A 13,988-nucleotide genomic window follows, 5' to 3' on the forward strand; every position below is an offset into this window, starting at 1 on the left:
ATGCGCCGTGGCGCAATTCCCCCCGAGGATATTTATGGCCAGATGAAGCGGGCGGGTTTGCCTTAGCTGAGTGCTATAGCAATCAGCGTAGCGGCTATGCCGAACCCGACGCCGAGAACCGCGGGTAAGACATACGTGCCAAGGCCATTGTTCTTCTGATCGTCTTTTTGGGTTTGCGCAATCAGCGCGTTTTCGACGAGTGCCGGCAGGCGCGGGCCGAAACGGGCAAGAACCATTGCGGTTTTTCCAAAATCCCGTAGAGCGGCGCGTGGACCGATAGAGCGTTTGATATAGTCTTCGACCACCGGGCGGGCGACCTCCCAGATGTTCATGTGATCGTCGAGTGAGCGCGCCACGCCTTCAACCACCACCATCGTGCGTTGCAGCAGGATCAGTTCGGTTCTAGTTTCCATGCCGAACCGTTCTGTCACCTCGAAGAGGTAGTTCAGTAGGCGGCCCATCGAGATATGAGAGGCATCCATCCCGAAAATGGGTTCACCGACCGCGCGCAGGGCGCGGGCGAATTCATCCACGTCCCGGTTGGCGGGGACATAGCCCGCTTCGAAATGCACCTCGGCCACGCGCTTGTAATCGCGGCGGATGAAGCCAAAAAGAATCTCGGCATAGACCCGGCGGGTATATTCGTCGATATGACCCATGATGCCGTAATCATAGGCGATGATGTCACCGTTTGCGGCGACCTTCAGGTTGCCCTGGTGCATGTCGGCGTGGAAATAGCCGTCACGCAGGGCGTGCAGCAAGAACAGGCGCAGCACACGTTCGGCCAGATCGCGGCGGTTATGACCTGCCGCATCAAGTGCGGCGTTATCGCCCAGCGGAATACCGTCGGCCCAGCTGAGCGTCATGACACGACGGGCTGAAAGGGACCATACCACAGGTGGCAGCCAGAACCCGGCATCATCCTTGGTATTCGCGGCGTATTCCGATGCAGCGGAGCTTTCCAGCCGCAGATCAAGTTCACCTCGGACAACGCCATCGAAATGTTCGATCACTTCCATCGGGCGCAAGCGACGCGCGCCGGGGGCAAAAAGCTGTACGATGCGGGCCGCGAAATAGAACGCGTCCACATCCTTACGAAAGGCGCGTTCGATATTGGGGCGAAGGACCTTGACGGCTACATCCTCACCGTTGCTGACCAGTTTGGCTTTATGGACTTGCGCGATGGATGCGGCGGCAATGGGTTCACTGAATTCACTGAAGATCTCGGCGACAGGCTGACCCAGTTCCTTTTCCACTTCGGCCATGGCTTCAGACTTGGAGAAAGGGGGCAATTTGTCCTGAAGCACGCGCAACTGCTCGGCCAGTTCGTTGCCGACAACATCGGGGCGGGTAGACAGCACCTGACCGAACTTGATGTAGGCTGGACCCAGCGCCGTCAGGGCACGGGTGGCCGGTGGCATATCAGGATCGCCTTTGTAGCCCAGCCATTGGAACGGTTTGCCCAACGCATGGGCAACAAACCGCAGCGACCGGGGGGCCTCAAAGGCGTCCAGCACCACGTTCATGGCTCCGGTGCGCTCCAAAGTGGCGCCTGTGCGGATCAGGCGGATGATGTTGTGAGGACCACGCATCAGATTTTCCAGCCGGAATGCAGCGCGGCGATGCCCATGCTCAGGTTTCGGTATTTGGCGTTCTCGAAGCCCGCGGTGCGAACCATGCCCAGAAATGTCTCTTGATCGGGGAATTTGCGGATCGATTCCACCAGGTACTGGTAGCTGTCATAATCGTTGGCGATCAGCTTGCCCATGCGGGGGATGATGTTGAAGCTGTAGAGATCATAGAGCTTTTGCAGCCCGTCATTGGGCAGCTGACTGAACTCCAGAACCATCAGACGGCCACCGGGTTTCAGTACGCGGTAAGCTTCGTTCAGGGCGTCTTGCGGGCGAGTCACGTTCCGGATGCCAAAAGAGATCGTGTAGACATCAAACGTGTTGTTTTCGAACGGCAGGGCCATGGCATCGCCGACCACCCAGTTCAGGCTGTCCGACATCTGGTCGGCCTCGGCGCGTTGCCGGCCTTCGACCAGCATCGGTTCGGTCAGGTCCAGAACGGTGGCGTGGCCATGGCCTGCGCGTTTGAGGAAGCGGAAGGAGATGTCGCCCGTGCCGCCCGCCACGTCCAGAAGACGTTGGCCGGGACGCGGTGCCAGCCAGTCCATCATCGCGTCTTTCCAGACCCGGTGGATGCCCATCGACATGACATCGTTCATAACGTCATATTTCGAGGCAACCGAGTTGAACACGCCCTGCACGCGCCCGGCCTTGTCGGCCTCGCGCACGGTTTCGAACCCGAAATGAGTGGTCTTGTCGCTGTTGTCGGACATTTGCCTTGCCGTTTGTCGAATTTAGTCTCTGTTATAGGGCCAAGAGAGACGGGCACAATGCGGCCCTTTGAATTAGGAGCCGTGTAATGCCGGAATTGCCCGAGGTCGAGACAGTAAGACGCGGCCTGAGTCCTGCGATGGAAGGGGTGGTCATCGAAAAGACCGATGTGAATCGCCCTGATCTGCGCTGGCCGTTCCCCGAGCGCATGGCCGAGCGGTTAACCGGGCAGCGGGTGGATCGTTTGCGACGGCGGTCGAAATACATTCTGGCAGATCTCACCAGTGGCGAGACGCTGCTGATCCATCTGGGCATGTCGGGCCGCATGACGGTGTCGGGCGATCCGTTGGGGCAGTTTGTGCATGAGCATCCGATGCCTGAGAAACATGACCACGTCGTTTTTCACATGGCTAACGGTGCCCGCGTGACATTCAATGACCCGCGTCGGTTCGGTGCTATGGACCTGCTGCCGACAGCAACGGCCGAAGACCACAAGCTGCTGTCGGTTCTGGGGCCAGAACCTTTGGGCAATGATTTCCACGAACAACACCTGATCGACGCATTCAATGGAAAGAACACTCCGGTTAAATCGGCGCTGTTGGATCAGGGAATCGTTGCCGGATTGGGGAATATCTATGTCTGTGAGGCGCTTTATCGCGGCAAGGTGTCGCCACGTCGCAAAGCCGGACAAATTTCGGCATCGCGTGTCGCTGCTTTGGTTCCGATCATCCGGCAGGTATTGCAGAGCGCCATCGAAGCGGGTGGCTCATCCCTGCGGGATTTTCGCCAAGCCGATGGAGAACTTGGATATTTTCAGCACAGCTTTGACGTCTATGGGCGCGAGGGAGAGCCCTGCCGGACAGAGGGCTGTGGCGCCGCAATCAAGAGAATCACCCAGTCCGGTCGCTCATCCTTCTATTGTGCGCAATGCCAAAGATAACTTGATCCAAGTTTTTCGCGTGGTAAGGAATCGTACTTGAACGGAACAACCGGAAGCTTACACCTCATGGCTTTTGAGACGATCATCGTCGAAATCGAAGACCACGTCGCCCTTATCAAGCTCAATCGACCGGACGCGATGAACGCGCTGAACACCCAGTTGCTGGGTGAGCTGTGCGAGGCGCTGGAAGATGCAGACCGCAACGACAAGGTGCGGTGCATCGTGATCACCGGATCGGACAAGGCTTTTGCCGCAGGCGCGGACATCAAGGAAATGTCCGAGATGAGTTTTGTGGACGTCTACAATGTGAATCTGTTTGCCGATGCCAATGATCGGGTTTCGGCGATTCGCAAGCCGGTCATTGCGGCTGTTGCAGGTTATGCGCTGGGCGGCGGATGCGAATTGGCGATGCTGTGCGATTTCATCATCGCGGCGGACACGGCCAAATTCGGGCAACCCGAAATCAATCTGGGCGTTATTGCCGGCCTGGGCGGCAGCCAGCGTCTGACGCGGTTCGTGGGCAAGTCCAAGTCGATGGACATGAATCTGACCGGTCGTTTCATGGACGCCGAAGAGGCCGAGCGCGCCGGGCTGGTCAGCCGTGTGGTTCCGGCCAAGAAGCTGATCGAAGAGGCCGTTGGCGCGGCCCAGAAGATTGCCGAGAAATCGCAACTGACCGCGATGGCGGCCAAAGAGGCGGTGAATCGCAGCTATGAACTTCCGCTGAGCGAAGGCATGTTGTTCGAACGCCGCGTGTTCCATTCGATGTTCGCGACAGAAGATCAAAAGGAAGGCATGGCAGCTTTCCTTGAAAAGCGCGCGGCGCAGTTCCGCGACAAGTAAGCCAAACTTAGCGGATACAAAGCAGGCGGGCCCAGCCCGCCATTTTTGTGGCCAAAGCCCCGACGGGAAGAATCGGCTTGGCAAACACTGAAAACTTGGGTAGAGACCCCCGCTATACATGCGCGTGCGGCCCGCTTGGCCCGACTCACACTCGTGATTTCTGATCCGGTGCGGATATGTCCGTGGCGCGCAACCCAAGATAACCGTACCGAACGAAGGTCAGAAACACATGGCAAATTCGCCCCAGGCAAAGAAACGCGCACGTCAAAACGAAAAGCGTTTCGCAATCAACAAAGCGCGTCGTTCGCGCATCCGTACCTATCTGCGTAAAGTCGAAGAAGCGATTGCTTCTGGTGACAAGGGCGCGGCAACCGCTGCTCTGCGTGCGGCTCAGCCTGAACTGATGCGCGGCGTCACCAAAGGTGTGTTCCACAAGAACACCGCAGCCCGCAAGATGTCGCGCCTGTCGGCACGCGTCAAAGCACTGGGCTAATGCCTCAGATTGACCAAGGGTCATGTCAGCAGGGCTGATCTAATATTCAGGGCGTCGCGTAGAGCGGCGCCTTTTTTCGTGTTGCCGGAAAACCGCGCCTTCACAAATCTGAGAGATTCTTTCGGTCAAAGAACCGAGTCAATATCAGAGTTTCGTTGCCGGGCCCTATCCCATCTTGCTACCACTGAAGTCAGCGATTCACTCGCTTGGGGGGACAGGCTGTTTCTCTGGTCGGACTGACGGGCATCAGGGCGATTGGAAGAAGTTGTCGACGACTGGCTGTTGTCAGGCTGCCGATCTGCCGTGAACTCCGGGATAAACCCGGTACTCTCGGCCCTGTCTAATAAAATGAGAGTACGAAATGCAGCCCGGTTTCCGGACGCTTGCTATTGCCGAGCGTCTGCTTCCGGACATGCGCGTATTCGTGAAGATATCCCGCCAAACCGGTCAGGTTTGGCGACGGGATAGCTTTGAGCGTGTGAATTCTTAACCGGGCAACCGGGTTGTATGAATAAGGCCGACAGGCCAATAAGAATGGGATGCGTGAGGCGCTGAATGACACAAGAGAAATGGGGACTATTGCGAAACAAGTTGCTGAAGGCTGTTGGTCGGAACAATTACACTACCTGGATCGAGCCTTTGGAATTCAAGGAGCTGCAGAATGGCGTAGCGGTCTTTTCCGTGCCGACCAATTTTATGGGCAACTACGTCAGTCAGAATTTTGCAGACCTTATCTTGTATGAGCTGAACACAGCGGGTGAAACTGTACAGCGACTGGATTTCCATGTTGCTGCAAATTCCCCGGCACGTCCGAAGCCGACGGTTCCGGCGACCCGTGCAGCAGATCCGGAACGCGTTACCGCACCAGTGACGGAAGTTGCGCAGGATGCACTGGAGTCGCTGCAGGCCGCGCCGCTGGATTCCCGCTTTACCTTTGACAGTTTTGTTGTGGGCAAACCCAACGAACTGGCCCATGCCGCCGCGCGCCGAGTGTCGGAAGGTGGTCCCGTGACGTTCAACCCGCTGGTTCTGTATGGCGGCGTTGGTTTGGGTAAAACCCACCTGATGCACGCCATCGCATGGGAACTGAAAACCAAGCATCCTGAGTTGAACGTGCTCTACCTGTCGGCCGAGCAATTCATGTATCGCTTTGTTCAGGCCCTGCGCGAACGCCGGATGATGGATTTCAAACACCTGTTCCGGTCGGTCGATGTGTTGATGGTGGATGACGTGCAATTCATCGCGGGCAAGGATTCGACCCAGGAAGAGTTCTTTCACACCTTCAATGCGCTGGTGGATCAGAACAAGCAGATCATCATTTCGGCCGACCGCGCTCCGGGTGAGATCAAGGATCTGGAAGACCGTGTGAAGTCGCGCCTGCAATGTGGCTTGGTGGTTGACCTGCACCCGACCGATTATGAACTGCGGCTGGGCATCTTGCAGAACAAGGTTCAGCAATACAGCAGTTCGTATCCCGATCTGTCGATTGCCGACGGTGTTCTGGAATTCCTGGCCCATCGTATCTCGACCAATGTCCGCGTGCTGGAAGGCGCTCTTACTCGCCTATTCGCCTTCGCTTCGCTGGTTGGTCGCGAGATCGATATGGAGTTGACGCAGGATTGTCTGGCAGATGTGCTGCGGGCCTCGGAACGCAAAATCACCGTTGAAGAGATCCAGCGGAAAGTGTCCGAGTACTACAACATTCGCCTTTCTGATATCATCGGCCCCAAGCGCCTGCGCTCTTACGCGCGTCCGCGTCAGGTGGCGATGTATCTATGCAAACAGCTCACCAGTCGCTCTCTGCCAGAGATTGGCCGCCGTTTTGGCGGGCGGGACCATACAACGGTCATGCATGGTGTGAAACGCATCGAAGAGCTGAAGTTGACCGATGGTCAGATCGCTGAAGATGTGGAAATGCTGCGCCGGGCGCTCGAAGCCTGATCCGCGCCTGCATTGTAAGAAAATGCCCCGGACATACATTCCGGGGCGTTTTCTTGTGCGCATTTATCCACGGTTGGACCGGAACTGATGCCTGCCGGGCACGCTGCCCTTGACGCTTGGGGTATTCCAACCCAGAAATCCGTAAAAAATCCTTGTGCCTCAGGGTGGAACCGCTAACGTGCCAGTCCCGCCCATGTCGGTACGCAAGTCAGAGGAACTGAGGGTATGAAGATCAGCATCGAACGCGGCACCCTTCTCAAGGCCGTTTCGCAGGCCCAATCCGTAGTGGAACGCCGCAATACCATTCCCATACTTGCCAACGTGCTGATTGAGGCTGAAGGCGATGTGGCGCAGTTCCGCGCCACCGATCTGGACATTGAAGTGGTCGACAAGGCTTCGGCGCAGGTCGAGAAAGCCGGGGCGACCACAGTTGCGGCGACCACCTTGCATGAAATCGTGCGCAAACTGCCCGACGGTGCGTTGGTCACGCTGACCGCTGACAGCGCTGCAGGCCGTCTGACGGTTGAGGCGGGGCGGTCGAATTTCTCGCTGGCGACGCTGCCAAAAGAGGATTTCCCGGTAATGGCGTCCTCGGAATATCAATCGAATTTCACCGCGTCGGCGGCATTGCTACGCCGGTTGTTCGACAAATCGAAATTCGCCATCTCTACGGAAGAGACCCGGTATTATCTGAATGGTGTCTACATGCACGTCGCTGACGGCTCGGACAGCGGTAAGGTTCTGCGCTGTGTGGCCACCGATGGCCACCGTCTGGCGCGTATCGATGCGGATCTGCCGGACGGGGCGGCAGACATGCCCGGCGTGATTGTTCCGCGCAAAACCGTGGGTGAGTTGCGCAAGCTGCTGGATGACGATGAAATGGATATCGCCGTTTCGGTCAGCGAAACCAAGGTGCGCTTTGCCACGCCGGATATTACGCTGACCTCGAAAGTCATCGATGGCACCTTCCCCGATTACACACGCGTCATACCGCAAGGGAACACCCGCAAGCTTGAGGTCGATGCTGCCGAGTTCGCGCAGGCCGTCGACCGAGTGGCCACTGTGTCGTCGGAACGGTCTCGGGCGGTGAAGCTGCAACTGGACGGTGACAAGCTGATCCTGTCCGTCAACGCGCCAGATAGCGGCGCGGCTGAAGAAGAGCTGGCCGTTGCATACGGCGACGAACGGCTGGAGATCGGGTTCAACGCTAAATACCTGCTGGAGATTGCGTCTCAGGTCGATCGTGAGAACGCGGTTTTTCTGTTCAATTCGGCTGGAGACCCAACGCTGATGCGTGAAGGCAATGATCTCAGCGCGGTTTATGTGGTCATGCCGATGCGCGTCTGATCGCGCTGACGCGCCAAGCCTCCGGCGGGAGTATTTTTGAAAAGATGAAGGGAGGGGTCATGGGATTGGCCCTGACCGAGCTTACGGTCTCGCATTTTCGATCTCATAAACTGGCGCGGTTGTCGTTGGATGGACGGCCCGTTGCCATTCATGGACCCAACGGCGCGGGCAAGACCAACATATTGGAAGCGGTGTCCCTGTTTTCACCCGGGCGCGGGATGCGACGGGCGAGCGCGGCTGAGATGGCGCGACGGCCCGAGGCGCTGGGCTGGAAGTTGTCTGGGGTATTGGACGCGCAGGGGCAGCGTTATGAGATCGAAACCTGGTCCGAGGGCGGCGCGGCGCGGCAGGTTCGGATTGACGAAAAAACCTCGAACCAGATCGAGTTGGGGAAACTGGCGCGGGTTGTGTGGCTGGTCCCTTCGATGGACCGGCTATGGATCGAAGGGGCCGAGGGGCGACGGCGGTTCTTGGACCGTATCGCGCTGAGCTTTGACCCGGCCCATGCCGAAGCGTCTTTAACCTATGAAAAAGCCATGCGGGAACGGAACCGTCTGCTGAAAGAGCAGGTGCGTGATGCGCATTGGTATGCCGCGCTTGAGGGGCAGTTGGCCGAGACGGGACATCGCATTCATATGGCGCGTCTGGCGGCGCTGGAGCATCTGCGCGCGGCGCAGGAACTTGCGGAAACGGCTTTTCCGTCTGCTGAACTGGAGCTGGTACAAACAGAAGGCGCGATGCCCGGGTCAGCAGAGGATCTGCGTGAGGCTTTGAGCGAAAGTCGGTTTCGTGATCTGGCGGCAGGCCGGACTTTGGTGGGGCCTCATCGTTCGGACTTGTACGGTGTGTTTGCAGCAAAGGGCGTTCCGGCCAAAGACTGTTCAACCGGAGAACAGAAGGCGCTTTTGGTTTCGTTGATCTTGTCGAATGCGCGGGCGCTGGCCGGGATGGTGGGGGCGCCGCCAATTGTTCTGTTAGATGAGGTGGCCGCCCATCTTGACGCGGATCGGCGCGCGGCGCTTTATGACGAGATTTGCGCGCTGGGGGCTCAGGCCTGGATGACGGGCACCGGGCCTGAACTGTTTGCGGAACTGGGGGACCAAGCTCAATCGCTGGTGGTTACCGAAGGCGATGAGGGCTCGGTCGTGGCTGGTTAGGCCGGTTCGCTGACTTTACGTTCCCACAGGAAGCCGCGCATAACTTCGTCGACCGGGGTTTTGGCCATGTGGTTGATGTAGTTCGACATGGTTTTCTGCGCCAGACCCAACACCACATCCAGAACCGCACGGTGCGAATAGCCCGCGTCAAAGAACGCCTGCAGCTGTTCCTCGGTCGGGTTGCCGCGTGTTTCCATCACCTGCAGGGTGAAGGTGCGCAGCGCCTCAAGCTTGGCTGAGGGCAGCGGAGTTTCGTTGCGCAGGGCCTCGGAAATCTCGTCCGAGACCTTCATCATCTTGGCGATGCCGGTGTGCGCGGGCACGCAGTAGTGGCATTCGTTTTCCACGTTGATGGTCTGCCAGACGACGGTTTTTTCTTCATTGTCGAAATCGGTCTGCAGGAACAGGCCATGCAGGACCTGATAACCTTCCAGGTGTTGAGGGCTTTCGGCCATCACCTTGTGCAGGCCAGGCAAGCGACCAAATGCGGCCTGAGATTTTTCAAGAAGTGGTTTTGACCCTTCAGGGGCGGTTTCGAGGTCGTGAGACGGGAAAGTGGCCATGTCGGAACTCCTGTTTCTGGCGTGATGGGTCGTATTTAGGGTTTCTTGAGCGATCACTCAAGTATATATTTGAGCGAACGTTCAAGAATTGGTGATGCTGATGCCCCGCAAACCCGCATATGACCGTGACGCATTGATCGCAAAGGCGAGAGATATCTTCTGGCGTCAGGGCTGGGCTGGGACATCGCTGAAGGATCTAGAGCGGGAATTGAAGCTGAAGCCCGGCAGCTTTTATGCGGCTTTCGGGTCGAAGGATGCGCTCTATGCTCTGACGCTGGAGAGCTATGCGAATGAGGGTGTCGCACGCATAAAGGCCCTGGCGGAGAAGCTGGGCCCGAAGGAAGCGCTGAAAGCGCAACCTCGTTTGGTAATTGAGGCCGTCGAGAACCCGACGAAGGCTTGCATGCTGGCAAAGACATATGCCGAGTTGCAGGCGAAGGATCACGATCTTGCGGATCAGGCTGCGCGCCACATGACTGAGATGAAGGCATGTTTTGCTGAGTTGTTTCGAAGTGCTCAGGACACAGGCGAAATCAGGGCTGATCATGATCCGGATAGACTTGCGGCGCGATATCAGTCAGACATTCTCGGGCTGCGATTGTCGGCGGAACGCAAGGATGTCGATGCGCTGGAAATTGCTGCGGATATCGCGTCTGATATCGACCGGCTATGAGCCGGGCCCGGGCGGGTAAAAAACAACTCAAACAAACACAAAATATTGGGGGATCGCGTGACAATCCCCACAAGAAAACGTATAAGTTACCAAAATAATATAGGTACTGACTGAATGTCCGAAGACGCACAGGCTCCTCAAGAATACGGCGCAGATTCCATCAAAGTTCTCAAAGGCTTGGAAGCCGTTCGTAAGCGCCCCGGCATGTATATCGGGGACACGGATGATGGTTCGGGTCTGCACCATATGGTGTATGAGGTTGTCGATAACGGGATCGATGAAGCCTTGGCTGATCACGCAGACCATGTGACTGTGAAAATCCACGCGGATTCGAGCGTCTCGGTCAGCGACAACGGACGCGGAATTCCTGTCGATATTCACCCTGAAGAAGGCGTCTCGGCCGCTGAAGTCATCATGACTCAGCTGCACGCTGGTGGTAAATTCGACAGCAACTCGTACAAGGTGTCGGGCGGTCTGCACGGTGTGGGTGTTTCGGTGGTGAACGCATTGTCGGATTGGCTGGAGCTGCGTATCTGGCGCTCTGGCAAGGAGCATGTCGCGCGCTTTGAAGGCGGAGAGACGGCAGAGCATCTGAAAGTGGTCGGTGAGTGCGGCGACCGGACAGGAACCGAGGTGCGGTTTCTGGCCTCGACCAACACGTTCTCGAACCTTGAATACTCGTTTGAGACGCTGGAAAAGCGTCTGCGCGAGTTGGCCTTCCTGAACTCGGGTGTACGGATCATACTGATCGACGAACGCCCCGCCGAGAGGCTGGAAACCGAGCTTTTCTATGAGGGTGGCGTCAAGGAATTCGTTAAGTACCTGGACCGCTCGAAAACCCCGGCCATGTCTGAGCCGATCTACATCAAGGGTGAGCGCGACGATATCGGCGTCGAGATCGCAATGTGGTGGAATGACAGCTACCACGAGACGGTGCTGCCCTTTACCAACAACATCCCGCAGCGAGACGGTGGTGCCCACGTGGCTGGGTTCCGCGGCGCGTTGACCCGGACGATCAACAACTATGCCCAGTCCAGCGGGATTGCGAAGAAGGAAAAGGTCAGCTTCACCGGTGACGATGCGCGCGAAGGTCTGACCTGCGTGCTGTCAGTCAAAGTACCCGACCCGAAATTCTCGTCTCAAACTAAGGACAAACTGGTCTCGTCCGAGGTGCGGCCGGCGGTCGAAGGCTTGATGAACGAAAAACTGGCCGAGTGGTTTGAGGAAAACCCCAATGAAGCCAAGGGCATCGTCGGCAAGATCATCGAGGCCGCCTTGGCCCGTGAGGCTGCGCGAAAAGCCCGTGAACTGACCCGCCGAAAGACGGCGATGGATGTGAACTATCTGGCGGGCAAGCTGAAGGATTGTTCTGAAAAAGATCCGTCCAAGACCGAAGTCTTCCTGGTCGAGGGCGACTCGGCCGGGGGGTCTGCGCAGACAGGTCGGGACCGGTTGACTCAGGCTGTTCTACCTTTGCGCGGGAAAATCCTGAATGTGGAACGGGCCCGGTTTGACCGGATGCTTTCGTCTCAGGAAATTGGCAACCTTGTGATGGCGCTGGGCACGGGCATCGGCCGCGATGAGTTCAACGTCGAAAAACTGCGCTACCACAAGATCGTCATCATGACTGATGCCGACGTGGATGGCGCGCATATCCGGACGTTGCTGCTGACCTTCTTCTACCGGCAGATGCCTGAACTGATTGAGGGCGGATACCTCTACATCGCTCAGCCACCGCTTTATAAGGTTTCCCGTGGTAAATCAGAAGTTTACCTGAAAGATCAGGCCGCACTGGATGACTACCTGATCAATCAGGGCGTCGATGGGGCCGTGTTGAAACTCGGCTCGGGTGAAGAGATTGTCGGCCAGGACCTCGCCCGCGTGGTGGACGAAGCGCGCCAGTTGAAGCGTGTGTTGGACGCCTTCCCGACTCATTATCCGCGCCACATTCTGGAACAGGCCGCCGTTGCCGGGGCCTTTGTGCCCGGCGCGGTCGATGCAGACTTGCAAGGTGTGGCCGACAAAGTCGCGGCTCGTCTGGACCTGATCGCACTGGAATACGAGCGCGGCTGGCAGGGTCGCATCACGCAGGACCACGGCATCCGTCTGGCCCGCATCTTGCGCGGCGTGGAAGAGGTGCGCACGCTGGACGGTCCCATGCTGCGCTCAGGCGAAGCGCGTAAGACCGGCAGCTTCACGCAAAGCCTGCAAGAGGTTTACAACACTTCGGCGACACTGGTCCGCCGTGACCGGTCTCAGCTCATTCACGGCCCGCTGGATCTGCTTCGCGCGATTCTGGAAGAGGGAGAAAAGGGCCTGTCGTTGCAACGCTACAAAGGTCTGGGTGAAATGAACCCGGATCAGCTATGGGAAACCACGTTGGATCCGGATGCACGTACACTTTTGCAGGTGCGCGTAGATGACATTGTTGAGGCAGATGATCTGTTCACCAAACTGATGGGCGATGTTGTCGAGCCCCGCCGCGAATTCATTCAGAAAAACGCACTGAGCGTGGAGAATCTGGATTTCTAACTGTGTGTAGGAATTCCCATAGCGCTGCGGATACCCCATAGTTTTGCGGAATCCGCCCATAGTGCTGCGGGGCGCCTATCGTCCAGCAAAAGGACCAAATGTTGGGAAGCCACCTGGCATAAATCTGAAAAGCTCTGAATTCTGTTGATTCCCGCCATGTAGTAGTGAAGTGTGGTGCGCGAATGAAAAACAACCTTGAATTGTTGGAGCGTATGGCTGCTCTGATACGCTTTTTGGATGACGTAATAAGTTGAAGACAGAAGATATCGCCAAATCTGCACAGGCCTGCTTCCAGGGTTCTCCTACGATCGTTCTTGGAAGCGGTGCATCAATGCCCCATGATCTGCCGAGCATGGGAGCTCTGAGCGAATTCCTCCAGGGTGAATTGCAGGCTGACGGGACGGCCGAAGAAGACGCTTGGATATTGGTTAGGACAGCGCTTGCAAACGGTGATCACCTCGAAGCCGCATTGGAAGGCAAGACATTGCCAGAAACGCTCCTTGCGAAAATTGTCCGGCTGACCTGGCAATGTGTAAATGGGAAGGACAGGGTTCTCTTGGATGCTGCGGCGTCCGATGGTGCTGAGTTTGCACTTGGTAACTTGCTTGTTGGGATGTTCAAAAGCACTCAAACCGAGGCTCACATCGTTACGACGAACTATGATCGAGTCGCAGAATATGCCTGCAACGCCAAGGGCATTTTGTTTCAGACCGGCTTTGCGCCGGGGTATGTACAGAAGTGGGAGAGCAGCGGGCGAGTTAAGTTCTTGCACGGAGCGAAGGCGTCCAGGGTCGTGAAAATCTGGAAAGTCCATGGGTCTCTCGACTGGTTTCGGACCGCGGATGATCGAACTGTTGGGCTACCGCTCTTTGACCTTCCATCAAGTGGCTACACTCCGCTGATCGTGACTCCTGGCCTGAACAAGTATGAAAAAACGCACGAAGATCCATTTCGAACCACGATCAATGGTGCAGACAGAGCCCTAACAAGTGCTTCCGCCTTCCTTTGCGTAGGGTTCGGGTTTCGAGATCAGCATATCCACCCGAAGATTATCGAGAGATGCCGTGAGAAAAACGTTCCCTGTCCGTCGTCAGGGATTTTGGGACAGATGGCCGCCTGATCTAAGAGAGGGTCTGGCTCAACTGGTTGTTGTGATT

12 protein-coding genes are annotated in these 13,988 nt (G+C 57.1%); 9 read left to right on the top strand and 3 right to left on the bottom strand.

All coding sequences use genetic code 11. From position 1 onward, the window contains the following. Nucleotides 1–62 precede the first annotated feature (62 nt). Both ubiB and ubiE read right to left on the bottom strand, forming a co-directional pair. Nucleotides 63–1,592 (bottom strand): 2-polyprenylphenol 6-hydroxylase, encoded by a 1,530-nt coding sequence (gene ubiB / locus AC2FLD_RS19115; RefSeq protein ID WP_496672447.1) that lies wholly within the window; start codon nt 1,590–1,592, stop codon nt 63–65. After that, nucleotides 1,592–2,344, bottom strand: coding sequence for a bifunctional demethylmenaquinone methyltransferase/2-methoxy-6-polyprenyl-1,4-benzoquinol methylase UbiE (gene ubiE, locus AC2FLD_RS19120; protein ID WP_496672450.1), 753 nt, complete (start codon nt 2,342–2,344; stop codon nt 1,592–1,594). Before ubiE ends, ubiB begins: the two co-directional genes overlap by 1 nt. Before the next feature lie 86 nt (nt 2,345–2,430). Between ubiE and mutM the strand changes: the two genes are divergently transcribed. The 6 genes from mutM to recF all read left to right on the top strand — a co-directional run bounded on the left by mutM (nt 2,431) and on the right by recF (nt 9,063). Beyond that, nucleotides 2,431–3,282 carry a bifunctional DNA-formamidopyrimidine glycosylase/DNA-(apurinic or apyrimidinic site) lyase gene (gene mutM, locus AC2FLD_RS19125; protein WP_496672452.1) on the top strand — a complete coding sequence of 284 codons (852 nt, stop codon included), beginning with the start codon at nt 2,431–2,433 and terminating at the stop codon, nt 3,280–3,282. Between the two features lie 66 nt (nt 3,283–3,348). Further along, the gene (gene acuK / locus AC2FLD_RS19130; protein ID WP_050605553.1) at nt 3,349–4,125 is read left to right on the top strand and encodes an acryloyl-CoA hydratase; all 777 of its coding nucleotides are present in this window, start codon (nt 3,349–3,351) and stop codon (nt 4,123–4,125) included. Nucleotides 4,126–4,354: 229 nt separating this feature from the next. After that, on the top strand, nt 4,355–4,618 hold the full coding sequence (gene rpsT / locus AC2FLD_RS19135) for a 30S ribosomal protein S20 (protein WP_496672455.1): 264 nt from the start codon (nt 4,355–4,357) through the stop codon (nt 4,616–4,618). A gap of 555 nt (nt 4,619–5,173) precedes the next feature. After that, nucleotides 5,174–6,559, top strand: coding sequence for a chromosomal replication initiator protein DnaA (gene dnaA, locus AC2FLD_RS19140; RefSeq protein WP_496672457.1), 1,386 nt, complete (start codon nt 5,174–5,176; stop codon nt 6,557–6,559). 225 nt (nt 6,560–6,784) lie between these two features. Next, complete coding sequence (gene dnaN, locus AC2FLD_RS19145) at nt 6,785–7,906, top strand: DNA polymerase III subunit beta (protein ID WP_496672460.1); 1,122 nt, start codon at nt 6,785–6,787, stop codon at nt 7,904–7,906. A 59-nt stretch (nt 7,907–7,965) separates the two neighbouring features. Continuing rightward, the gene (gene recF, locus AC2FLD_RS19150; protein WP_496672463.1) at nt 7,966–9,063 is read left to right on the top strand and encodes a DNA replication/repair protein RecF; all 1,098 of its coding nucleotides are present in this window, start codon (nt 7,966–7,968) and stop codon (nt 9,061–9,063) included. Here the strand turns inward: recF and AC2FLD_RS19155 are convergent. After that, nucleotides 9,060–9,626, bottom strand: a complete 567-nt coding sequence (locus tag AC2FLD_RS19155; protein ID WP_496672465.1) for a carboxymuconolactone decarboxylase family protein — start codon at nt 9,624–9,626, stop codon at nt 9,060–9,062. The genes recF and AC2FLD_RS19155 overlap by 4 nt on opposite strands. Before the next feature lie 100 nt (nt 9,627–9,726). Between AC2FLD_RS19155 and AC2FLD_RS19160 the strand changes: the two genes are divergently transcribed. From AC2FLD_RS19160 to AC2FLD_RS19170, 3 genes are all read left to right on the top strand, one after another. Continuing rightward, nucleotides 9,727–10,299 carry a TetR/AcrR family transcriptional regulator gene (locus AC2FLD_RS19160; RefSeq protein WP_496672468.1) on the top strand — a complete coding sequence of 191 codons (573 nt, stop codon included), beginning with the start codon at nt 9,727–9,729 and terminating at the stop codon, nt 10,297–10,299. Nucleotides 10,300–10,413: 114 nt separating this feature from the next. Beyond that, complete coding sequence (gyrB, locus tag AC2FLD_RS19165; protein WP_496672471.1) at nt 10,414–12,831, top strand: DNA topoisomerase (ATP-hydrolyzing) subunit B; 2,418 nt, start codon at nt 10,414–10,416, stop codon at nt 12,829–12,831. A gap of 250 nt (nt 12,832–13,081) precedes the next feature. Continuing rightward, complete coding sequence (locus AC2FLD_RS19170; protein WP_496672474.1) at nt 13,082–13,951, top strand: SIR2 family protein; 870 nt, start codon at nt 13,082–13,084, stop codon at nt 13,949–13,951. Nucleotides 13,952–13,988: the final 37 nt, after the last annotated feature.

Source organism: Ruegeria sp. CDSA021 (assembly GCF_059612325.1).